This window comes from Pseudomonas nitroreducens (assembly GCF_014204515.1).
Taxonomy (GTDB): domain Bacteria; phylum Pseudomonadota; class Gammaproteobacteria; order Pseudomonadales; family Pseudomonadaceae; genus Pseudomonas; species Pseudomonas nitritireducens_A.
The window spans coordinates 71220-93865 of sequence record NZ_JACHLI010000003.1 but is presented as its reverse complement, the minus strand read 5'-3'; the positions used below and the strand labels follow the sequence as shown (position 1 = coordinate 93865).

Genomic DNA, 22646 nt, shown 5'->3' with positions numbered 1-22646 from the left:
CGGGGTGACCGCGCGGTGCGCTTTGCGCGAGAATACGCCATTGGTTTTTCTGGAGTGACGTGATGTCCCAGCCTGTCGATGCGATTCTCGACGCCACCGGCCTCAACTGCCCCGAGCCGGTCATGATGCTGCACAACAAGGTCCGCGACCTGCCGGCCGGCGGCCTGCTCAAGGTGATCGCCACCGACCCTTCCACCCGCCGCGACATCCCCAAGTTCTGCGTCTTCCTCGGCCACGAGCTGGTGGAACAGCAGGAAGAGGCGGGGACCTACCTTTACTGGATTCGCAAGAAGGCGGAGTGATCGTCCTGCCGATATCGGAATGTGCGTAGGAGCGGACTCTGTCCGCGATGTCTTGGCTCCGCTCCATTCTTGCCGGGAGTGGCCGGTGCGCGATCGCGAACGGAGTCCGCTCCTACCGAATGGGATACTCCTCTGTGATGCAGCCCCTCACCCTAACCCTCTCCCGGAGGGAGAGGGGACTGGTCGGTGCAGGGGGAGACCATGGCACAACTGGCAGGCTCTGCTCCCTCTCCCTCTGGGAGAGGGCTGGGGTGAGGGCATTCAGCCGCACCGAAGTTTCAGACAGTCTTCTGGGTCAGCTGCCGACCGGCCGCGCCGCGATACGCTGGGCGATCATCCGCCCGATCAGCGCAACGAAGGTCAGGGCGATCAGCACCACCGAGATGGCCGCTACGGCCGGGTCGATGTTGTCGCGCAGGCCGGACCAGATCTGCCTGGGCAGAGTGTTGACCTCGGTGCTGGTGACGAACAGGGTCACCGCGATCTCTTCCCAGCTCAGCGCAAAACACAGCAGCGCCGTGCTCGCCACGCCCAGCTTGAGGTTCGGCAGCACCACCATGAAGGTGGTCTGGCCCAGGCTTGCGCCAAGGTTGCGCGCGGCCAGTTCGATGCGCCGGTCCAGTTGGCTCAGCGCCACCAGCATGGTCACCACGCCGTAGGGCACCACCATCACGATGTGCGCGATGGTCAGGCCGAACAGGGTGTCGTAGCCCAGGCCGGGGGCGAACTGGCTGACCTTGGTCTCCATGAAGTACAGGACCATCGCCGAGATCATCGGCGGGATCGCAATGGGCAGCAGCACCAGGCCGATCAGCAGAGTCGCCATGCGCGAGCGCAGGTACCAGATGCCGAGGCTGAAGCTCACCGCCAGGGCGGTGGCGATGATGCAGGTGGCGGTGGCGACCATCAGGCTCTGGCCGATCGCCGAGAGCCATTCGGGGCTGTCCAGCAGCGCCTGGTAGTGGCGCAGCGACCAGTTGCCGTTGGGCATCGAGAGGAAGCGCTTGCTGGTGAAGGACACCGGGATCACCGCCAGCAGCGGGAAGACCATGAAGATCATCGCCATGGTCGCCAGCAGGCGGCTCGGTGCCTTGGTTTCGTGTGCGTTCATCGTTGAGTCCTCAGCCGACCAGCTTGTCGACGCGGGTCATGCGCAGCAGCGCCCAGATCATCCCGCTGACCAGCGCCAGCAGCACCACCGAGAGCGCCGCGCCCAGGCCCCAGTTGCTGGTCTGGAACATCTGCAGGTAGACGTATTCGGCCACCATCACGGTCTGCCCGCCGCCGAGGATCGCCGGGGTGATGAAGAAGCCCAGGCAGAACACGAAGACGATGATGAAGGCGCCGAGGATGCCGGGGATGGTCTGCGGCACGAAGATGCTCCAGAAGGTGCGCATCTGCCCGGCGCCCAGGCCGCGGGCGGCCAGCAGTACGCGCGGGTCGAGGCGACGCATGGTCGACACCAGCGGGAACAGCGCGAAGGGCACCATGAAGTGGACCATGCCGATCACTACGCCCATTTCATTTCGCGTGAGCTGCAATGGCTCGCTGGTGATGCCCAGGTACTGCAGCCACTCGTTGAGCAGACCGTTGCTGCGCAGGGCGATCAACCAGCCGAAGGCGCGCACCAGCACCGACAGCCAGAACGGGATGAACACGCAGATTTCCACCACGCGCTGCCAGAACGGCGGGCTGTAGACCCAGCAGTAGGCCATCAGGTAGGCGATCAGCAGGGAGATCACGCTGACCGTGGTGCACAGGCGGAAGGTCCGCCAGAGCACGTCGTGGATCGCCGGGTCGGTGATGATCCGCTGGTACTGCTCGATCCCCGGCTCCGGCAGGGTCACGCTCCAGCCGAGCACGCCGAGGAAGGGCAGTACGTAGAAGACGATCAGGACCACCGGCAGCGGCAGCAGCAGGGCGCCCAGCTTGAGCCGCGAGGGGGCGTTATCGGCCATGACCTGCGCTCCGCGTCACTTGGAAATGTGGGTCAGGTACTGCTCCAGGGTCGCCGCGTAGTGGTCGGTGTACCACTCGTGGCTGAGCATCACCTGCTTGGGCAGGTTGGCCGGGTCGGTGCAGTTCAGGTGCTTGCGATCGTCCGGGATCAGTGCGGCGGCGGCGGGGTTGGCCGGGCCGTTGCCGAACATCTTGAACAGCTCGACCTGGGACTGCGGGTCCTGGGCGTAGGCGATGAACTTCATCGCCGCCTCGGTGCCGGCCGGGTTGCCCTTGAGCACGCCCCAGTTGCTGCAGCCCAGCAGGGCGTTGTCGAAGGTCCACTTGATGCGGCCTTCGCTGTCCTCGGTGATCACCTGGGCGCGGGTGTTCCAGATCGCCCCCATGGACACTTCGCCCTCGATCAGCAGTTGCTGGGTTTCCGCGCCCGAGCCCCAGAAGGCCAGCACGTGGGGCTTGAGCTCGTCGATCTTCTTCATGGCACGCGCCACGTCCAGCGGGTAGAGCTTGTCCGGCGCCACGCCGTCGGCCAGCAGCGCGGCCTCGAGCATGCCGTTCATCCATTTGTAGAGGGTGCGCTTGCCGGGGAAGGTCTTCACGTCCCAGAAGTCGGCCCAGGTCTTGGGCGCCTTGTCGCCGAAGCGCTCGCTGTCATAGGCGATCACGTAGCTGAGCATGTAGTCGGCGATGCCGTATTCGTAGGCGAAGCCGGGCAGCACTTTGTCTTTCGACACGACGTTGTAGTCGATGGGCTGCACCAGGCCTTCCTTGCCCAGGTTCTGCAGGATCGAGCTTTCCGCGTCGACCACGTCCCAGCTCACCCGGCCGCTGGACAGCTGGGTGCGGATGGCGCCCTCGGTGGGGCCGCTGCCGTCGATCTTCACCGGGATGCCGGTGGCCTTGCTGAAGCCCTCGGTCCAGGCCTTGCCGAACGCCTTGATCGCATCGCCACCCCAGTTCACCACCACCAGCGGTTTATCGCCGGCGGCGAAGCTCACGCCGTTGCGCAGCGCCAGCGGCAGGGCGGCCATCAGGCCCATGCCCTTGAGGAAGGTGCGGCGGTCGATCTGCCCGCGGCGGGCTTTTTCGATGAGGGTTTCGATGCAGTCTTGCTGGTGCAGATTGAACATGGAGGCAGCTCCCGATCAGGTGGGAAAGCAAAAAAGGGACGAACGCGTTCGGCGACTCAGGCGATCAGCAGGCTTTTTTCGATGGGCCAGCTCAGCCAGACCTTGGCGCCCTGCTCCAGGCGCGAGGCCTGGTGGTCGGCGTGCACGGCCAGGCTCATCGGCTGCTTGCCCTCGCTGCCGGCGCCCAGGCACAGCTCGGTGCTGGCGCCCTGGTAGGTCTTGGCGGTGAGTACGGCCTGCACCACGTTGTGGCCGCTCACCTGCGGCGGGGCGCTGTGCAGCTGCATGTGTTCCGGGCGCACCGCCAGCAGCGGCGCTTCGGCCTGCATGGCGTTGGAGTAGCTGGCGCGCAGCTCGGCCTCGCCGAAGCGCCCGCAGGCCAGCTCGCCGGCACGGCCCACCTGGCTCAGCGGGAACAGGTTCATCTTGCCGAGGAATTCGGCGACGAAGCGGTTGCTGGGCTGGTTGTAGATGGTCTGCGGATCGTCCACCTGGGCCAGTTGGCCGCGGTTGAAGATGGCGATGCGGGTGGACAGGGCGAGGGCTTCGTTCTGGTCGTGGGTGACGAAGACGAAGGTGGTGCCGACCTGGCGGTGGATGCGCTGCAGTTCCGCCTGCAGCTGCTCGCGCAGGTTCTTGTCCAGCGCCGAGAGGGGTTCGTCGAGCAGCAGCATGTCCGGCTCGAACACCAGCGCTCGGGCGATGGCCACGCGTTGCTGCTGGCCGCCGGAGAGCTCGCCGGGGCGTTTGCCCAGGTGCTCGCCGAGGCCGACCACATCGAGCATGTGGCGCACGCGGCGGTTGCGCTCCTCGGCCTTCACGCCACGGATCTTCAGCGGGAAGGCGACGTTGTCCTCGATGCTCATGTGCGGGAACAGGGCGTAGCCCTGGAACACCATGCCGAAGTTGCGCTTCTCGGCGGGGCGTTTGGTGATGTCGGCGCCGCCCTCTTCGAGCTTGCCGCGGGATGGGTCCTGGAAGCCGGCGAGGATCATCAGGAAGGTGGTCTTGCCGGAGCCCGAAGGGCCGAGAAGGGTGAGGAACTCGCCCTGCTGGATGTCGATGGACACATTGTCCAGCGCGTTGAAACTGCCGTAGCTCTTGCCGATGCCGATGGCACGTAGTTGGGGCTGTCGCTCCACTGCACTTACCTCGATTTCTTGTTCTTGTTCGAGCGGCCGCCGGGTGAGGATCGGGGTAAAAATCAGCGGCCTTTTTTTAACGCAGTATTGTCAAATCTCTCTCCGCTTCAATCGCGTTTTTTCGCCCTCATTGTTCGAATTCACTCACCAATCAGTGCGTGGCGTGCATTCTGGCGGAACTGCTCGGACATCCGCAGCTCGGCCTTCATCCAGGCCTTGAAGGCCCGTACGTCGGGGCGTTCGGACTTGGCCGGGTCGGTAACGAAGTAGTAGCGGTTGGGCGGTTCGATGGCGACGTTGAACAGCCGCACCAACTGCCCCTTGGCCATGGCGTCGCCGCTGACCAGCGCATCGCCCATGGCCACGCCTTGCCCGGCGATGGCCGCCGACTGCACCAGGTGCGCGTCGGAGAAGACGATGCCGTTGCGCACGTTGAGGTTCTTCACCCCGGCGGCGGCCGTCCACAGCAGCCAGTCGGAGTGATCGACCATGTGCAGGAACGGCAGGCTGGCGAGGTCCTCCGGCGAGTCGAGGCCGCCCACCGAGTTGATCAGCGACGGGCTACAGACCGGGAAGGTGTCCAGGGTGGCGATCAGGTCGACGTGCAGGTCGGTCCAGTCGCCCACGCCGTAGGCGATGAACAGGTCGACGTCGCGGTCGCTGACGTCGTCCGGTACCCGTGGCGAGACCAGGTTCAGCTCCACCTGCGGGTGGGCGCGCTGGAACTTGCCGATCTGGTGGCACAGCCAGTAGGTGGCGAAGCCCGGCGTGCAGCTCACGCACAGGCGGCCGGAGACTTCCTCGGCATTGGCGAAGCGCCGCGCCTCGTTGAGGATCGCCAGGGCGCGCTGGGTCTCGCGGGCGAAGCATTCGCCGTGGTAGGTCAGCGCGATGCCGCGACCGACCCGCTCGGTGAGCGGGATGCCCAGGCAGTCTTCCAGGCTGTGCAGCTGGTGGCTGACGGCACTGCGGGTCAGGCTCAGCTCGCTGGCCGCACCGGACAGGCTGCCCAGGCGGGCAACGGCGTCCAGCACGCGCAGGGCGGTCATCGAGGGGAAACGCATGGCTCACTCCCAGGGCGAGGAGGAGCCTTTATCCCTGAGCGCGGCTGTGGTGTCGAGTGGCTGCGGGTACGGGCGGAGAGGGTGGGTGTTTCGGGGCGTTTCGTCGTGGCGCTGCGGCTGGCCTGTAGGAGCGAGCTTGCTCGCGAACCACATGGGAGCCCACCAATGGCTTGAAAGCCAGCTCGTGGGGTGATGACGCGCCAGCTAGTAGGGCGAATAACGCGCCAGCGTTATCCGCCGTTGAAGTGTCGGCGGATAACCTGTTTCGGCTTATGCGCCCTACGGTCTGCAGAACGCCGGCGTCGGCGCCTGCGTAGGAGCGGACTCTGTCCGCGATGTGTCTGCCTCGCTCCGGGTTTCCCGCGCCGTTTCAACGAGGCCTCCTGAATGGGGCGTTCGGAGTGCGCGGATGTTTCTCTGGAAGACTTTTTAAAGCCAAGGCCAAGGACAGATTCAGAGCCAGATTGGCGCAGCAGGTTCTTCGTAGCAGCGGACTCCGTCCGCGATCAGAGCTCCAACCCGCATCGATATCTCGCCGGTGCACGAACGTAGGATGGGTGGAGCTTGCGATACCCATGCTGCCCTCACGCGGGAATCGATGGGTGCCGCAAGACCCAAGCGTTCATCGGGAGTGCCGGCAGAGTGCGGTTCGCGAGCAAGCTCGCTCCTACAATCGGGCGCTGTACATCGGTGTTACCTGGGAAGATTGAATTCTGCCGCGAAGGATTTCGCGGACAAGGTCCGCTCCTACGCCACCGGGAAAGTCTTGACCTCGTAGGGTGCATAACGCGCCAGCGTTATCCGCCGGGAGGGAAACGGCGGATAACCCGTGCCGGGTTATGCGCCCTACGTTCTGGCTCTGGCTCTGGCTTTGAAGTCTTCCAGCGAAACATCCGCACGCGCCGAAGTGCCCCTTTCAGGAGGCCGAAGGTGATCGGAGTTTCAGGGGGAGAGCGGCATGGATGCCGCGCAAGCCGCGACTGGCCATGGATGGCTCTTCGCGGCGGCCCCCTGAAACTCCGAGGAACCGAGGGTACTTCTCGCGAAGCGAAAAGCCGGATGGCTGGGGCAAGCCTTCTTGGTTACTTCTTTGGCGTTTGAAAGAAGTAACTCGCCCGAGGGGGCGAAACACGAGGCCCGCGCGCACGCCGAAGCGACGCTGAAACACCCAACTACAAGCAAGAGCATCGCGGACAGAGTCCGCTCCTACGTAAAGTTCTTCGCGGGGACTGCCCTCTCCCTAACCCTCTCTCTGAAGGGAGAGGGGAAATCCGAGGCATGAAGTTGCTCCTACCCAGCCGGAAATGCCGGTGCAGATTCGCAGGAGCGCCCCGAGGGTGCGCTCCTGCAGGTCGGTCTGCAGCTGCCTGTCAGCGCAGCTTCTCCATCATCTGGTAGTACCACATGCCCGCCGCCAGCATCGGGTTGCCGAACACGTCGCCCATGGGCACGCGGATGTGCTTGCACTGGGCGAAGGTGTCGAACTTCTCCAGGTCGCCGGTCATCGCGGTGGCCATGATCTCGCCCATGATGTGGGTGGTCGCCACGCCGTGGCCGGAGTAGCCCTGGCAGTACCAGACGTTCTCCGACAGCTTGCCCAGCTGCGGGATGCGGTTCATCACGATGCCCATGGCGCAGCTCCACTGGAACTCGATGTCCACGCCCTTGAGCGCCGGGAAGGTGCGCTCGATGCACGGGCGCAGCTCGCCGGCGATGTCGCGCGAGTCGCGGCCCGAGTAGTTGGCGCCGCCGCCGAACAGCAGGCGGCCGTCGCCGGTCATGCGGTAGTAGTCGAGCACGAAGCGGCAGTCGTAGACCGCCAGGTCCTGCGGGTTGATGCGCTTGGCCAGCTCGCCCAGCGGCTTGGTGGTGACGATGCCGCCCATGGCCGGGAAGATCATGCCCTTGAGCTGCTTGCGTTCGAGCTTGTGGTAGACGTCGCCAGCCAGCATCACTTGCGCTGCATTGATCCGCCCGCCCGAGGTGACCACTGCCGGGCGCGGGCCGTGGATGATGTCCAGTACCTCGGAGTGCTCGAAGATCAGCGCGCCCAGGCTGGCGGCGGCCTTGGCCTCGCCGATGCACAGGTTGAGCGGGTGCAGGTGCATGTTGCGGGTGTTCTTGATGGCGCCGCAGTAGAGATCGCTCTCCAGGTGCGCGCGCACGCCGGCGCCGTCCAGCAGGCTGATCTCGTCGCCCATGCCGCGGCGCTTGGCATCATCGAAAGTGGCTTTCAGCTCGTCCATGTGCGACTGCTTCATGGCCGCGTGCAGGTGACCGAACTTCAGGTCGCACTGGATGCCGTATTTCTCCACGCGGCTCTTGATGATCTCGTGGCCGCGCCAGCGCAGGTGCCAGATGAAATCTTCGACGTCGTCGCCCAGCCACTGGCGCATCTGCTTCTCCATGGCGGAGTCGCCGGAGAGGCTGCCGGTGACCTGGCCGCCGTTGCGCCCGCTGGCGCCCCAGCCGACCTTGTTGGTCTCGACGATGGCCACCTTGTAGCCGCGTTCGGCCAGCTCCACGGCGGTGGCGACGCCGGTGAAGCCACCGCCGATGATGGCGATGTCGACGTTCACCTCGCCTTGCAGCGTGGGGTAGCTGGTCTCTTCGTTGAGGCTCGCGGAGTAGTAGGACTTCGCGCGCTCGGGGGCGGGGGTGGCGGGGTTAAGTGCAGCGTTCATTTTTCGTGTTTCCTTGTTGTTCCTTTCCCTCTCCCTAGCCCTCTCCCTGAAGGGAGAGGGGACTGTTCGGAGCGGGTCGATAAATCGTCGTTTGCCGGTGGCCATGATGTTTCCAGGAGCTCCGGAATAGTCTCGGCACGGGCGGCCCCCTCTCCCTTCAGGGAGAGGGCTGGGGAGAGGGGCTCTTGAGCGGCACCCATCTGTCACGCCTGCGTCAGATACCAGCGCCAGTCCTGCTCGCCGACCTCGCCCATGAACTGGCGGTATTCGGCCTGCTTGACCTTCAGGTAGACGCCGAGGAATTCGTGGCCCAGCGCATCGCGCGCCCAGCTGGAGCGCTCCAGTGCGCGCAGCGAGGTGAGCCAGTCGGTGGGCAGCAGTTCCTTTGCCTGGGCGTAGCCGTTGCCTTCCACCGGCGCGCCCGGATCGATCTCCTCGCGGATGCCGCGATGGATGCCGGCGAGAATCGCCGCGGCGGCCAGATAGGGGTTGGCGTCTGCGCCACAGATGCGGTGCTCCACGTGGCGGGTATTGGCCGGGCCGCCGGGCACGCGCAGGCTCACGGTGCGGTTGTCGCAGCCCCAGGTCGGTGCCAGTGGCGCGTAGCTGTTGGCCTGGAAGCGGCGGTACGAGTTGGCGTTGGGGCAGAACAGCAGCAGCGAGTCGAGCAGGCTTTTCAGCATGCCGCCCACGGACTGGCGCAGCAGCGGAGTGCCGGCGGGGTCTTCGCTGGCGAACAGGTTGTTGCCCTCGGCATCGGCCAGGGAGACATGCATGTGCATGCCGGTGCCGGCGAGATCGTCGAACGGTTTGGCCATGAAGCACGCCTGCATGCCGTGCTTGTGCGCCACGCCCCTCACCAGGCGCTTGTAGCGCACGGCCTGGTCCATGGCGAGCAGTGCGTCGCCGTGTTCCAGGGTGATTTCCACCTGGCCCGGCGCATATTCGGAGATGGCCGTGCGCGCCGGAATGCCCTGGGCCTTGCACGCGGCATAAAGGTCGGCGAGGAAGGGTTCGATCTGCTCCAGCTCGCGCAGGCCATAGACCTGGGTGGCGCGCGGGCGGCCGCCGTCGGCATCCAGCGCTGGTTGCGGGCGGCCGTTGGCGTCGCGCTTGGCGTCCAGCAGGTAGAACTCCAGTTCGCAGGCCATCACCGGGTGGTAGCCGTCGGCCTTGAGGCCGTCGATCACATGGAGCAGCACATGGCGCGGGTCGGCGATGTCCGCCGGCTTGCCTTCCTCGGGGTGCATGCTGACCTGCACCGCCGCCGTGGGAATCTGCCGCCAGGGCAGGCGCACCAGGCTGCCGGCCAGCGGGTAGGCGCGGCAGTCGATATTGCCGACGTCCCAGACCAGTCCGGAATCCTCCACATCCTCGCCATGCACGGTGAGGCCGAGGATGGTGCTGGGCAGCGGGCGGCCCGACTGGTACACGGCGAGCAGTTCCTCGCGGTGCAGCAGCTTGCCGCGCGGCACGCCGTTGGCGTCGAGGATGAACAGCTCGACCATCTCGATGTCGGGGTTCTGGGCCAGGAAATACTGGGCTTCTTGCACGGAGGCGAAATTCATGGGGCTCTCGTTAGCATCCACGCGGATGCGCTGACGACCTGCAGGCCAGGGCCGCGCCGAAAGGCACGGGGATAAAGGCAGGCAAGCGATGCAACGGGCTGCGTCTTGTTCTGAAGGCGCGCGGCCTAGAGTGAGCGCAGCTCCGTCGGGCGAGTGCGGGCGGGGTGCCCGGTCAGCAGCTGGCGCTATCGGGCGGGCGCGCGTGGCGGCAATGCCAGAGCGCCCAGAAGGCCAGTTCGAGAGGAAGGGTCAGCGGTTGCAGATCGAGCCAGCGGGCATGTTTGCGCGGCAGGCGGACGACGCTGCCGGCCTTGCGGGCGGCGACGGGTTCCAGCGGTGCGGGCGAAACGAGCAGGTGCATGTCGAAGGTTTTGGCTGACGATTGGAGCAGCCTCGCACGGCGTATGGGTTTGTTAAATGTGATTTTCACGACCTTTGGTTTTGCCGAATCGAAACTGAATGCCGGGCGCTGATCGCCGCGAAGGCCGTTGCAGAGCCTTTCCGACTACCCTGGATGCCGTGCTACCAACGTCCGGCTCCTGCCGGTGGTGGAGCGTGGCAAGCCGGCGAAGCGGCCTGCCGCGCTTTTCTATACTCATCGGCGATTCCTGCGAGCCTGGCTCGCCGACAGCCGGGAGACAGCATGAGCGTTCGCATCCAGCCATTCTTCGATGAAGCCACCTCCACCTACAGCTACGTGGTGGCGGATCACAGCACCGGTCATTGCGCGATCATCGATCCGGTGCTGGATTACGATGCCGCCGCCGGTCGCATCGGCAACGCCAGTGCTCGGCGCATCCTCGACTACGTGCGCGAGCAGGCGCTGGCGGTGGAGTGGCTGCTGGAGACCCACCTGCATGCCGATCACCTGTCGGCGTCGGCCTGGTTGAAGAGCGAATTGGGCGGCAAGCTGGCCATCGGCGCGAGCATTGCCCAGGTCCAGCGGACCTTCGCCGGCCTGTTCAACCTGGGAGAGCGCTTCCCCTGCGACGGCAGCCAGTTCGATCATCTGTTCGAGGACGGTGAGCACTTCCGCATCGGCGAACTGCAGGCCCAGGCCCTGCACACGCCCGGCCACACGCCGGCCTGCATGACCTACCTGATCGGCGACGCGGCTTTCGTCGGCGACACGCTGTTCATGCCCGATTACGGCACCGCCCGCTGCGATTTTCCCGGTGGCGATGCGCGCCAGTTGTATCGCTCGATCCAGCGGCTGTTCGCGTTGCCGGACGGGACGCGCCTGTTCCTCTGCCACGACTACCTGGCGCCTGGGCGTGACGAGCACCAGTACCAGACGACCGTGGCACGTGAGCGCGAGGCCAACGTGCATGTGCATGCAGGCGTGGACGAGGAGGCTTTCGTCAGCATGCGCAACGCGCGGGACGCGACGCTCAGCGCGCCGGCGCTGATCTGGCCGTCGATCCAGGTCAACATGCGCGGCGGTGTGCTGCCGGAGGCGGAGGACAATGGCGTGCGCTACCTGCGGATTCCGCTGGACCGGATGTGAGGCGGGTTCGTTCCTGCGCGGGCGCTGGACGATGGTGTTGACCGGTGGCAACCCATTCATTCGCGCAGGATTTCGCGGACAAGGTCCGCTCCTACAACACCTGACGAATCGGTGTGCGTCGGTAGAAGCAACTGTCTTTCTCTGACAGACCGTGCCTGGGATTTCCCCTCTCCCTAACCCTCTCCCGCAAGCGGGAGAGGGGACCGTTCGACGCAGGATGAAACCGTGGCGTCAGCCGGCACGGACGGCTCCCTCTCCCTCCGGGAGAGGGCTGGGGTGAGGGGCATTCAGAGGCACGGACTCAGCCCGAAGATGATGGTTAGTCCTGTGTGAAATCCCGCGCAAAGGCCTCCTTAACCCACCTCCCTGACGGGAAAGAGGAAATCCCGGATACGGACTTTCGGAAAGGTGACAGCTGCTCCGACAGGTGCCCCGCCGGGCGAATAACCCGGAACGGGTTATTCGCCACGCGGGCGGACAACGCCTCCGGCGTTATGCGCCCTACGTTGCGTCAGGGCCTACAGCAACAGACTGCGGATATCCTCCAGTACTTCCCCCAGCCGCCGGGTGAATCTGGCCGCTGCCGCACCGTTGATCACCCGGTGGTCGTAGGACAGCGACAAGGGCAGCATCAGCCGTGGCTGGAAGACCTTGCCGTCCCACACCGGCTGCATCGCCGCCTTGCTCACCCCGAGGATCGCCACTTCCGGCGCGTTGACGATCGGCGTGAAGCCGGTGCCGCCGATGTGCCCGAGGCTGGAAATGGTGAAACAGGCGCCCTGCATGGCATCGGCGGAGAGCTTCTTGGTCCGCGCCTTCTCCGCCAGTTCGGCGGCTTCGAGGGCCAGCTGCAGCAGCCCCTTTTTGTCGACGTCGCGGATCACCGGCACCAGCAGGCCGTCCGGGGTGTCCACGGCAAAGCCAATGTGTACGTACTGCTTGCGGATCAGCGCCTTGCCGCTGGGTGCCAGCGAGCTGTTGAAGTCCGGCAGTTCGCGCAGCAGGTGGGCGCAGGCCTTGAGCAGGATCGGCAGGATGGTCAGCTTGGTCCCGGCCTTTTCCGCGGCGGCCTTCTGGGCGATGCGGAAGGCCTCCGCCTCGGTGATGTCGGCGGACTCGAACTGCGTCACGTGGGGCACGTTCAGCCAGCTGCGGTGCAGGTTGCTGGCGCCGACCTGCATCAGCCGGGTCATCGCCACTTCTTCGATTTCGCCGAACTTGCTGAAGTCGATTTCCGGAATCGGCGGGATGCCCGCGCCGCCGGTTGTCCCCGTCGGCGCGCCAGACTTGCTGCGTTGCAGCTGCTCTTTCACGAACAGCTGCACGTCTTCCTTGAGGATGCGTCCCTTGGGCCCGGTCCCGGTCACCTGAGCGAGGTCGACGCCGAATTCACGGGCAACCATGCGCACCGCGGGGCCAGCGTGGACCTTGCTGCCATCGCGGCTGGGCGCGCCCACTGGCGCGGCCTGCGGCGCCTTGGCCGGCTCGGTCTTTGCGGTGGGCGCGGCGGGTGCGGCGGCGGGCTGCTCGGTCGATGAGGCGGCCGCCGGGGCGGCGCCCGCCACTTCCAGCTCAAGGATTTCGTCACCCTCCTTGAGCGTGTCGCCGATCTTCACCTTGATCGCCTTCACCACACCGGCTTTCGGTGCGGGAATCTCCATGCTGGCCTTGTCCGACTCCAGCGTCAGCAGGCTCTGGTCGGCCTCGATGCTATCGCCCACCTTGACCATCAGCTCGATGACATTGCCCTGGCCGTTGCCGATATCCGGCACGCGGATGGTTTCCACACCACCGCTGGCTGCCGGCGCGGCAGCGGGCCGTTCAGCTGCCTTCGCCGGTTCCGGAGCAGGGGCGGCGGCTGCCGGCGCACTGGCCGGCGCAGCGCCGCCTTCGGTTTCCAGTTCGAGGATGTCGTCGCCTTCCTTGAGCGTGTCGCCGATCTTCACCTTGATCGCCTTCACCACGCCCGCCTTGGGCGCGGGAATCTCCATGCTGGCCTTGTCGGATTCCAGGGTCAGCAGGCTCTGGTCGGCCTCGATGCGGTCGCCGACCTTGACCAGCAGCTCGATGATCTCGCCCTGGCCGTTGCCGATATCCGGCACCTTGATGGTTTCCACGCCGCCACCGCCGCTTGAAGGCGCGGGTTGTGGTGCAGGCGCGGCGGCAGGCCTGGGGGCTTCGGCAGCGGGTTGGGCCGGTGCTTCGGCCCTGGTCTCGCTGGCACCCTCGGTTTCCAGTTCGAGGATTTCATCACCCTCCTTGAGGGTATCGCCAACCTTGACCTTGATCGCCTTCACCACGCCCGCCTGGGGCGCGGGAATCTCCATGCTGGCCTTGTCGGATTCCAGCGTCAGCAGGCTCTGCTCGGCCTCGATGCGGTCGCCGACCTTGACCAGCAGTTCGATGACTTCGCCCTGGCCGTTGCCGATGTCGGGTACGCGAATGGTCTCGCTCACGGTGCCTCTCCTCAGCAGTCCAGCGGGTTGGGTTTTTCCGGGTCCAGGCCGAATCTGGCGATGGCCTCGGCCACCACCTTCGGCTCGATGTCGCCGCGATCGGCCAGGGCCTCCAGTGCGGCGAGCACCACCCAGTGGCGGTCCACCTCGAAGAAGTGCCGCAGTTTGGCGCGGGTATCGCTGCGGCCGAAGCCGTCGGTGCCCAGTACCTTGTATTCCTTGGTCGGCACCCACTGGCGAATCTGTTCGGCATAGACCTTCATGTAGTCGGTGGAGGCGATCACCGGCCCGCGGCGTCCGCCCAGGCACTGCTCGACGTAGCTGGGCCGCGGCTTCTGGCCCGGATGCAGGCGGTTCCAGCGTTCCACCGCGAGGCCGTCGCGGCGCAGTTCGTTGAAGCTGGGCACCGACCAGACGTCCGCGCCGATGCCGAAGTCCTCGCGGAGGATTTTCGCCGCCGCTTCCACCTCGCGCAGGATGGTCCCTGAGCCGAGCAGCTGCACATGGTGCGCGGCGGCCTTCTTGTCTTCGTCGAGCAGGTACAGGCCCTTGATGATGCCTTCCTCGGCGCCCTGGGGCAGCGGCGGGTGAGGGTAGTTCTCGTTCATCACGGTGATGTAATAGAAGACGTCCTGCTGCTCCTGCATCATCTGCCGCACGCCTTCCTGGATGATCACCGCCAGCTCGTAGGAGTAGGTCGGGTCATAGGTGCGGCAGTTGGGGATGACCGACGCCAGTACGTGGCTCTGGCCATCCTCGTGTTGCAGGCCTTCGCCGTTGAGCGTGGTGCGCCCGGCCGTGCCGCCCAGCAGGAAGCCGCGGGTCAGGCTGTCGCCGGCCGCCCAGGCCAGGTCGCCGATGCGCTGGAAGCCGAACATCGAATAGAAGATGTAGAACGGCAGCATCGGCTGGCGGTAGTTGCTGTAGGCCGTACCAGCGGCGATGAACGAGGACATGGCACCGGCCTCGGTGATGCCCTCTTCGAGAATCTGGCCCTTCTTGTCCTCGCGGTAGAACATCAGCTGTTCCTTGTCGACCGGCTCGTACAGCTGGCCCACCGAGGAGTAGATGCCGAGCTGGCGGAACATGCCTTCCATGCCGAAGGTGCGCGCCTCGTCGGGGATGATCGGCACGATGCGCTGGCCCAGCTCCTTGTCCTTGACAAGCTGCGAGATGATCCGCACGAAGGCCATGGTGGTGGAAATCTCGCGGTCGCCGGAGCCGTCCAGCAGCGCCTTCAGGGTTTCCAGCGGCGGTGCTGGAATGGCCTGGCTGTTGCCGTGGCGATGGGGCATGAAGCCGCCCAGGGCGGCGCGGCGTTCCTTCAGGTAGCGCGCCTCGGCGCTGTCCTCCTCGGGGCGGTAGAAGGGCAGCCCGGCCAGGTCGTCGTCCTTGATCGGGATGTCGAAGCGGTCGCGGAAGGCGCGCAGGCTGTCGACGTCGATCTCGTGGATGTTGTGGGCGATGTTCTTCGCCTCGCCGGTGCCGGTGCCGTAGCCCTTGATGGTCTTGGCCAGCACCACGCTGGGCTGGCCCTGGTGGTTCACCGCCGCGTGATAGGCGGCGTAGACCTTGTACGGGTCATGGCCGCCGCGGTTGAGCTTCCAGACTTCCTCGTCGGAGAGGTCCTTGACCATCTCCAGCAGTTCCGGCCGCGCGCCGAAGAAGTGCTGGCGGACGAAGGCGCCGTCCTTGGCCTTGTAGTTCTGGTAGTCGCCGTCCACCGCCTCGTCCATCCGCGCCTGCAGCAGGCCGGCCTCGTCCTTGGCGAACAGCGGGTCCCACAGGCGCCCCCAGATCACCTTGATGACGTTCCAGTTGGCGCCGCGGAACACGCCTTCCAGTTCCTGGATGATCTTGCCGTTGCCGCGCACCGGGCCGTCCAGGCGCTGCAGGTTGCAGTTGACCACGAAGATCAGGTTGTCGAGCTTCTCGCGCCCGGCCAGGGAGATCGCTCCCAGGGATTCCGGCTCGTCGGTCTCGCCGTCGCCCAGGAAGCACCAGACCTTCTGCTTGCCGGCGGGAATGAAGCCACGACTCTCCAGGTACTTCATGAAGCGCGCCTGGTAGATCGCCTGGATCGGCCCCAGGCCCATGGACACCGTGGGGAACTGCCAGAAGTGCGGCATCAGGCGCGGGTGCGGGTAGGAGGAGATGCCCTTGCCATCCACTTCCTGGCGGAAGTTCTCCAGCTGCTGGTCGCTGAGCAGGCCTTCGATGTAGGCGCGGGCGTAGATGCCGGGCGAGGCGTGGCCCTGGAAGTAGATCAGGTCGCCGGCGTGTTCGTCGGTAGGGCCGTTGAAGAAGTAGTTGAAGCCGATGTCGTAGAGGGTCGCCGAGGAGGCGAAGGTGGAGATGTGCCCGCCCAGCGACGGGTCCTTGTGGTTGGCGCGCATCACCATGGCCAGGGCGTTCCAGCGCACCAGCGAGCGGATCCGCCGCTCCATGAACAGGTCGCCGGGCATGCGGGCTTCGTGGGTGACCGGGATGGTGTTGCGATAGGGCGTGGTGATGGCGTAGGGCAGTTGCGTGCCGGTACGACTGGCCAGCTCGCCGAGGCGGGTCATCAGGTAGTGGGCGCGCTCTTCGCCTTCTTTCTCCAGTACGGATTCCAGCGCGTCCAGCCATTCCTGGGTTTCGACGGGGTCGATATCGTGCATGGTCAGGGGTCCTGGTTACGGGGTCGGCTCTACGCAGTGCCGGCTCCGGGCCAGGTGATCCAGCGGTATGGCGCAGTGGGCGGCAGCCCTCTTGAGGCCGCCGCGCTGCCGCCGGCATGCGCGTGTGGCTATAGAGCTTAGACAGCTCTGACGCCGGCGCCTGTCCGCTTGGTCGAGTCAGGACGTCGCACGGCTGTCAGCGCACCGAATCCCGCCGCAGGTCATCGCCGCGTTCCCACTGCGCCGCCACCAGGCGGTCGCGTCCGGCCTGCTTGGCCTGGTAGAGCAGGCGGTCCACCGCCGCGACGAAGTCCAGCGGACGGTCGCTGGAGGAGGGCACGGCGGTGCCGACCCCCAGGCTGATGGTCAGCAGGTCGGAAACCCCGGACTTCTCATGGACGATGCGTTGCTCGCGCAGTGCGTCGCGGCAGCGTTCGGCGATCTGCTGGGCGGCCTCGTTGTCGGTCTCCGGCAGCACCAGCACGAACTCCTCGCCGCCGAAGCGCGCGATGAAGTCGCGCGGGCGGTGCAGGGCAAAAGCCAGGGCCTTGCCGACGATGCGCAGGCAGTCGTCGCCGCGGATGTGCCCGTAGTGGTCGTTGAACTGCTTGAAGTAGTCGATATCCAGCAGCACCAGCGAGAGTGGCTGGCCACTGCGCTGGGCGCTGCCCCATTCGGTGTCCAGCACCGAGTCGAACATGCGCCGGTTGGCCACGCCGGTCAGGCCGTCCTTATAGGAATACTCCTCCAGCTGGCGCTGCAGCATGATCAGCTGTTCCTCGGCGCGCTTGCGTTCGCTGATGTCGAACATGAAGCCCACCAGCGAGTCCACCTCGCCCTTGTCGTCGCGCACCACGTGCACCACGTCGCGGATCCACACGTAGTCGCCGGTGGTGGTCAGCGCGCGGTAGTCCGCCTCGTGGTCGGTGCCTTCGCGGGACTGCGAGATGCAGAAGTTCACCACCCGTTCGCGGTCCTCCGGGTGCATGCGGTCGGCCCAGTCGTTGGCGCTGACCCAGCTGGCCTGGCTCCAGCCCAGCAGCTCTTCGATCTGCGGGCCGATGTAGGCGAAGGTCATGGTTTTCCAGTCGATCTTCCACGGGATGGCGCGGGTGGATTCGAGCAAGGTCTGGTAGACGGGATTCTCGCTGACGGTGTCGTACGGCATGGACTGACCCCTTGATGGCACTGTGCCTTGTTTCTACCACAGTCGGATGTCACGGCGCCCCGCGCGAGGCGTCAGTTGGCTGCTCTCCTGGCGACAGGGCGACGGACGGTCATCGGCGTGGCCGTACGGATTCTTCAGCAATTCATAACGGGATCTTCACGATTGCGGCGATAGGGTTTGTTCGCCCGCCATCTGACAACCCGCAGTGCGATGGAAAGCCCAGGGATGGGCCGGGTCACCTGCCCTGTGCAGGCCTGGAATGGACGAATGCAGTATCCCCTTGCCGTACGGCGGAGCCCCATGCCGATTATCCCGTCCCTCAGTTCGTTGCCCCGGCGCCTCCTGCCGCTGCTGGCGATCCTGGCCCTGATCGGCCTGCTCAGCGGCTTCCTGCCGCTGGACGGTTCGCGGCCGCAGGACCTGAAGGGCAACGCCGCGCTGCAGGATCAACTGCGCGAGCACTGGCGCCAGGGCGACCTGATCGTGCTGGTGCGTCATGCCGAACGCTGCGACCGCTCCAGTTCCCCTTGCCTGGCGGCGGAGGAAGGCATCACCGTGCGCGGCAGCCAGAGCGCCCGGGAGCTGGGCCGTGGGTTCGCCGCGCTGGGCCTGGGCAATGCCGATGTGCTGAGCAGCGACCAGTTGCGCGCGGCGCAGACGGCGCAGTGGATGTTCGACCAGGCGCCGGTCGAGCAGAACTGGCTGTACCGCTGCCAGGGCTCGATGCTGGACGAGGCGCTCAAGCACAAGGTGGCGCACCGCAACCTGATCCTGGTGACCCACAGCGAATGCATCGAGGACCTGGAACACTCGGTCAGCGTGGCGGACCCGGCGACCCCGGACTACGCCTCCTCGCTGTTCGTGCTCAGCGACGGTAGAACTGCAACCCAGTTGCTGGGCTATCTGGACGCTGATCGTTGGCCGACGCGGTAGCGCGCGGGCTGACCTGGGCCGTCGCGGCGGACAGGCCGTAGCGCTGCAGTTCCGCCGGGGAGAGAACCCGCATGCTGCGCGGATCGATGCCCTGCATGGTATCGGCCAGTTCCACCGGCACGTTCATCTCCCGCAGGTAGCGCCGGGCATCGTAGCCGCCGCTGGACTGCGCCGAATCGCCAGCGGGGTAGTAGGGCCGGTGCAGGCCGACATAACCGCGCACGGTCTTGCGCTTGCCGGCCGCCAGCAGGTAGACGCAGGAGCCCTGGCAGACGCTGTTGGTCGGCACCAGCGTCTCGAAGCCGGCTTCGCGCAGCAGGCGGCCCATGCGGATCGATTCCGCCGCGCTGCCGCCGATGCTGTCCAGCAGTGCCACCTTGCGCGCGTACTTGCCGGGGTTGGCCAGCAGACCCTTGAACAGGCGGTCGTAGTCGCCCGGCGCGATGTCTTCGCTGATCTTCACCGCCAGCACGGCACCGACCTTGGCATGCTGCACCGGTTTCACCTCGACCTGGGCAAGGGCCAGGGGCGTGCAGAGTGCGGTGGCGCAGAGCAGGGCGGCGCGAAGCATGGGAAAGCGATCCTGGGGGCTGGCGGAAAAGGCGTGAAGATAGCACGCCTCCCCGTGCTCCCGGCTACATGCCGTTGGCGTAGGCCGGATCGAAGACCCCGCTCAGTTCGCGCAGCCCGCGGGTGGCGCTGGCGTAATGGCAGAGCATGCGCAGCGCCCAGTCGGCGCGCTCGCGCAGGCGCTCATCGTCCTCGTCGTGGGGCGGGCCGTCGTTGAACATGCATTCCACCCGCCGCACCACCAGTTGCTCGGGCAGGTAGGCGATGCGGCTGTTCTTGTAGCTGGAGGCGCGCAGCTCAGTCAGCGGATAGGCGCCGCCCAGGCCGGCGGAGACGCCCACCGGCAGCGCCGGCTTGTGGCCCAGCTCGCGCAGCCCGGCATAGAGGAAGAAGTTCTTCAGCGCCGGGCAGGCCATGCCGTGCCATTCAGGGGCAATCACCACCAGTGCGTCGGCTTCGCGCAGCAGGTCGCGGTGCTGCGGCCAGGTCTGTTCGGTGTCGGGTGCCGGCCACAACGGCAGCGGCTGGGCGCCGAGATCGATCACCTGCGCCCAGCCGCAGAGGGCCAGGCTTTCCAGGCGCGCGGCGAGGTAGCGGGCGACCTTGGCCGACTGACTGTCCAGCTGGCTGGAGCCGGCGACCAGCACGATATTCGGGCTCATTGTGCGGCCTCCGGCGACGCGCCTTTCTGCGCTGCGCTCTCCGGGGCACGGACCAGCGGCCAGAACAGCTCCTCCTTCCAGCTCGCCGGCGCCAGGTGCTCGATGCCGTAGGTCTCGGGGCGACGGCGGGTGATCTTCGCCGTGCCGAACAGCACGTCCCAGAAGAACAGCAGGTTGCCGAAGTTGCCCTTGTAGTGAGTCACGCCATCCTCGGCGCTCAGGCCGTGGTGCGCGGAGTGGGTGGCGGGGGTGGAGATGGTGCGCTCCAGCAGCCACATCAGCGGACGCAGGGCACGGATGCGATACAGCTTGTCGTCCCAGGCGAGGTTGCTGTGGGCGCCGAAGATCACGCACATCTTCAGGATCAGGTAGACGTAGTAGACGTTCGCCAGGCCCATGTGGATCAGCGCGCCGGAGAACCAGATGCCCGGCATCAGCAGGTAATAGAAGCTGTTGTTGCGGTAGACGATGCGGATGCTCATATACGGCGCCGAATGGTGGGCGCGGTGCAGGGCGTAGAGGAACGGTACGCGGTGGGTCAGGCGATGCCACCAGTACTGGGTCATGTCGTCGAACAGCAGGAACAGCGCAAAGCCCGCCAGCCAGGGGATGCCGGCCAGCGCGCCGTGGGCGGCGGGGGCGAAGGCGTCGAGCAGGGCGCCGCTGGCCCACATCACCAGCGGGAAGGTGACGCCCAGCAGCAGGCTGGAGCCGATCACCTCGATCAGCGCATCGCGGCGCTGGCCGCGTGGTTGGCGAAAGGTGGCGAAGGACAGTTCGAGCAGGATGAAAGCGAGGAAGATTCCCGCGACGATCACGGTTGGATTCTGAAGGAGCATTGTTGTTGTAGTCATGGCACTCTCGGCTCAGGCACGGTGGGCAACGCCTGGCCATCAAACCCCAGCCCTGGATTTCGCCCCATGCTCGAAGCGGACACAATCACCCGAGAATCGGCCAACCTGGCCAGCCGGCGTTTTCACCGCGGTCCGCTCGGGCAGGTGCTGGAGCGCTATCTGAACAGCCAGCGGCCACGCCGGCAGACCGACTACAACCTGGTGGAGCTGGAGCAGCTGTGGATCGAGGCGGCGCGCCTGGAGCCGGCCATCGGGCTGCAGCTGTTCGGTCATTTCACCGCGCAGGACTGGCACGTGATCGCGCACCTGGCGCAGTTCTGCGCGGACGTCCGCCAGGCCATCCACTGCTGGGTGCGCTACGCGCCGCTGGCGTCGGATACCGATGCCTTCGCGCTGATCGAAGAGGGCGGCTCAGTGGCCGTGGAGCTGCGCATCGACGCGCCCGAACCGCTCAACCGCTATCTGGTGGAGCACTACGCGGTGATGGCCGTGACCCAGTTGCGCCGTGGCACCGGAGCGGCCGTACAGCCGCTGCGCGCCTGCTTCACCCATGCACGGCCGGCCTATCACGAGCAGTACCGCGACTGGTTCGGCGAGCGGATCGAATTCGCCAGCGCGCGCACGCGCCTGTACTTCGATGCCGCCACCCTGGAACTGCCGCTGCTGGGGCGACATGCCGGCCTGGTCGACCTGCTCACCCAGGAGCTCGACCGCCGTCTGGCCCGGCTGCGCCAGCTCAGCGGCTGGGCCGCCAAGGCCGCGGCGATCATCCGCCGTCTGCTGGAGCAGGGCGAGGTGCCCGCGCTGGAGAGCGTCGCTGAGCGCCTGCACCAGAGTTCCCGCACCCTGCGCCGACGCCTGGGCGAGCAGGGCATGACCTTCCGCGAGCTGCTCGGTCAGGTGCGCGCCGAACTGGAGCAGCACCTGGAACTGCAGGGCGAAACGCGCACGCGGATCGCCGAGCGGCTGGGCTACGCGGACCTGGCAGCCTACCTGCACGCGCGCAAGCGCTGGAGCTCGGCTGCCGAGTCATGACAATCCCCCGTAGGGCGCATAACGCGCCAGCGTTATCCGCCGGGTTGGCGGATAACCTGTTCCAGGTTATGCGCCCTACGCGGCTGCAGGAGCGAGCTTGCTCGCGAACCGGGATTGCACGGTGCCAAGAGGTTCGCGAGCAAGCTCGCTCCTACAAGGGCTGATGCGTTACGCAGGCGAGGCTGGAGAGGAAAGGCACCAACTGCTGAACAATGACCGTCCATCGTAGGGCGCATAACGCGCCAGCGTTATCCGCCGGGGTTGGCGGATAACCTGTTCCAGGTTATGCGCCCTACGCGGCTGTTTTCTTCTGATCGTTCGTGCCTCGGATTTCCCCTCTCCCTGAAGGGAGAGTGCAGCCCTCGCGAAGAACTTCACGTAGGGCACGAGACTGGGCCCTTCCCATGAGAAGCGCTGGCCGCAGTCAAATGAACGGGATTACGGCGTCAGCCGGCCTCTTTGCTCAGGCAGGAGCGCAACAGGCGGCGTACCGACTTGTTGATGTTGCGTCCCTTGAGGTCATCCGGGCTGAACCAGCGGCAATCGGCGATCTCGTTCAGCGGCGTGGGTTGCTGGGTGGGATCGATGGGCGTTTCGAACACGTAGTGCAGCGTCTGGTACAGCTCCAGCGGAGCGATGTAGCTGAGCTGCACGGTGTTCAGCCCGGTTTCCTCGATCAGCTCGCGCACGGCGGCCTGACCGGGACGCTCGTCGGCCTCGATGCGGCCGCCGGGGAGGTTCCATTTCGACTTGGGCTTGCGCACGAAGAGGATCTTGTCTTCGTGCCGGCAGATCACCGTTGCGCGCTCTTTGATGTTCTTGGCCATGGCGCTAGATCCCCCACCCACCTCGTACAGTTTTCAGCTTAGACATTTACCAATCAATTCCAATCGGAAGAAGCAGTTACGGCTGCAATGTCGATAAATGGTAAGGATCTGTCGGCAAAACGGTC

Annotated in this window: 18 protein-coding genes and 1 pseudogene; 4 read left to right on the top strand and 15 right to left on the bottom strand. The window is 65.9% G+C overall.

Going from position 1 to position 22646, the window contains the following annotated elements:
* Positions 1 to 62 precede the first annotated feature (62 nt).
* Positions 63 to 302, top strand: coding sequence for a sulfurtransferase TusA (gene tusA, locus HNP46_RS05225; protein WP_015477744.1), 240 nt, complete (start codon positions 63 to 65; stop codon positions 300 to 302).
* A gap of 295 nt (positions 303 to 597) precedes the next feature.
* Here the strand turns inward: tusA and HNP46_RS05220 are convergent, their stop codons facing one another.
* The 8 genes from HNP46_RS05220 to HNP46_RS05185 form a co-directional block, all read right to left on the bottom strand.
* Complete coding sequence (locus HNP46_RS05220; RefSeq protein ID WP_184586497.1) at positions 598 to 1413, bottom strand: ABC transporter permease; 816 nt, start codon at positions 1411 to 1413, stop codon at positions 598 to 600.
* Between the two features lie 10 nt (positions 1414 to 1423).
* Positions 1424 to 2260, bottom strand: a complete 837-nt coding sequence (locus HNP46_RS05215) for an ABC transporter permease (protein ID WP_184586495.1) — start codon at positions 2258 to 2260, stop codon at positions 1424 to 1426.
* Between the two features lie 15 nt (positions 2261 to 2275).
* A complete protein-coding gene (locus HNP46_RS05210) occupies positions 2276 to 3391 on the bottom strand; it encodes an ABC transporter substrate-binding protein (RefSeq protein WP_184586493.1) in 1116 nt (371 codons plus the stop codon).
* Between the two features lie 56 nt (positions 3392 to 3447).
* Entirely contained in the window at positions 3448 to 4533 is a 1086-nt protein-coding gene (locus HNP46_RS05205; protein ID WP_184586491.1) for an ABC transporter ATP-binding protein, read from the bottom strand.
* Between the two features lie 140 nt (positions 4534 to 4673).
* The gene (locus HNP46_RS05200; protein ID WP_184586489.1) at positions 4674 to 5597 is read right to left on the bottom strand and encodes a LysR substrate-binding domain-containing protein; all 924 of its coding nucleotides are present in this window, start codon (positions 5595 to 5597) and stop codon (positions 4674 to 4676) included.
* 1370 nt (positions 5598 to 6967) lie between these two features.
* Positions 6968 to 8281 (bottom strand): NAD(P)/FAD-dependent oxidoreductase, encoded by a 1314-nt coding sequence (locus HNP46_RS05195; protein ID WP_184586487.1) that lies wholly within the window; start codon positions 8279 to 8281, stop codon positions 6968 to 6970.
* Positions 8282 to 8484: 203 nt separating this feature from the next.
* Positions 8485 to 9849: a glutamine synthetase family protein gene (locus tag HNP46_RS05190; protein WP_184586485.1), complete on the bottom strand. Its 1365-nt coding sequence runs from the start codon at positions 9847 to 9849 to the stop codon at positions 8485 to 8487.
* A gap of 172 nt (positions 9850 to 10021) precedes the next feature.
* A complete protein-coding gene (locus HNP46_RS05185; protein ID WP_184586483.1) occupies positions 10022 to 10210 on the bottom strand; it encodes a hypothetical protein in 189 nt (62 codons plus the stop codon).
* Between the two features lie 282 nt (positions 10211 to 10492).
* On the opposite strand from HNP46_RS05185, the gene HNP46_RS05180 reads away from it, so the two are divergent.
* A complete protein-coding gene (locus tag HNP46_RS05180) occupies positions 10493 to 11356 on the top strand; it encodes an MBL fold metallo-hydrolase (RefSeq protein ID WP_184586481.1) in 864 nt (287 codons plus the stop codon).
* A 518-nt stretch (positions 11357 to 11874) separates the two neighbouring features.
* Here the strand turns inward: HNP46_RS05180 and aceF are convergent.
* The 3 genes from aceF to HNP46_RS05165 form a co-directional block, all read right to left on the bottom strand.
* The gene (gene aceF, locus HNP46_RS05175; protein WP_184586479.1) at positions 11875 to 13812 is read right to left on the bottom strand and encodes a dihydrolipoyllysine-residue acetyltransferase; all 1938 of its coding nucleotides are present in this window, start codon (positions 13810 to 13812) and stop codon (positions 11875 to 11877) included.
* A gap of 11 nt (positions 13813 to 13823) precedes the next feature.
* On the bottom strand, positions 13824 to 16472 hold the full coding sequence (aceE, locus tag HNP46_RS05170; RefSeq protein WP_184586477.1) for a pyruvate dehydrogenase (acetyl-transferring), homodimeric type: 2649 nt from the start codon (positions 16470 to 16472) through the stop codon (positions 13824 to 13826).
* Positions 16473 to 16668: 196 nt separating this feature from the next.
* Positions 16669 to 17640, bottom strand: coding sequence for a sensor domain-containing diguanylate cyclase (locus tag HNP46_RS05165; protein WP_184586475.1), 972 nt, complete (start codon positions 17638 to 17640; stop codon positions 16669 to 16671).
* Between the two features lie 300 nt (positions 17641 to 17940).
* On the opposite strand from HNP46_RS05165, the gene HNP46_RS05160 reads away from it, so the two are divergent.
* On the top strand, positions 17941 to 18573 hold the full coding sequence (locus tag HNP46_RS05160; RefSeq protein WP_260403091.1) for a histidine phosphatase family protein: 633 nt from the start codon (positions 17941 to 17943) through the stop codon (positions 18571 to 18573).
* 28 nt (positions 18574 to 18601) lie between these two features.
* Here the strand turns inward: HNP46_RS05160 and HNP46_RS05155 are convergent.
* From HNP46_RS05155 to HNP46_RS05145, 3 genes and pseudogenes are all read right to left on the bottom strand, one after another.
* A pseudogene (locus HNP46_RS05155) lies at positions 18602 to 19144 on the bottom strand (hypothetical protein); the annotation flags it as partial.
* Positions 19145 to 19208: 64 nt separating this feature from the next.
* Positions 19209 to 19805, bottom strand: a complete 597-nt coding sequence (locus HNP46_RS05150) for an NADPH-dependent FMN reductase (RefSeq protein ID WP_184586471.1) — start codon at positions 19803 to 19805, stop codon at positions 19209 to 19211.
* Complete coding sequence (locus tag HNP46_RS05145; protein WP_260403089.1) at positions 19802 to 20659, bottom strand: sterol desaturase family protein; 858 nt, start codon at positions 20657 to 20659, stop codon at positions 19802 to 19804. The genes HNP46_RS05150 and HNP46_RS05145 overlap by 4 nt, the downstream gene beginning before the upstream one ends.
* Positions 20660 to 20725: 66 nt before the next feature.
* Between HNP46_RS05145 and HNP46_RS05140 the strand changes: the two genes are divergently transcribed.
* Positions 20726 to 21694: an AraC family transcriptional regulator gene (locus tag HNP46_RS05140; protein ID WP_184586469.1), complete on the top strand. Its 969-nt coding sequence runs from the start codon at positions 20726 to 20728 to the stop codon at positions 21692 to 21694.
* Between the two features lie 446 nt (positions 21695 to 22140).
* Here HNP46_RS05140 and HNP46_RS05135 read toward each other — a convergent pair whose 3' ends face one another.
* Positions 22141 to 22521: an NUDIX hydrolase gene (locus HNP46_RS05135; RefSeq protein WP_184586467.1), complete on the bottom strand. Its 381-nt coding sequence runs from the start codon at positions 22519 to 22521 to the stop codon at positions 22141 to 22143.
* Between the last annotated feature and the right edge of the window lie 125 nt (positions 22522 to 22646).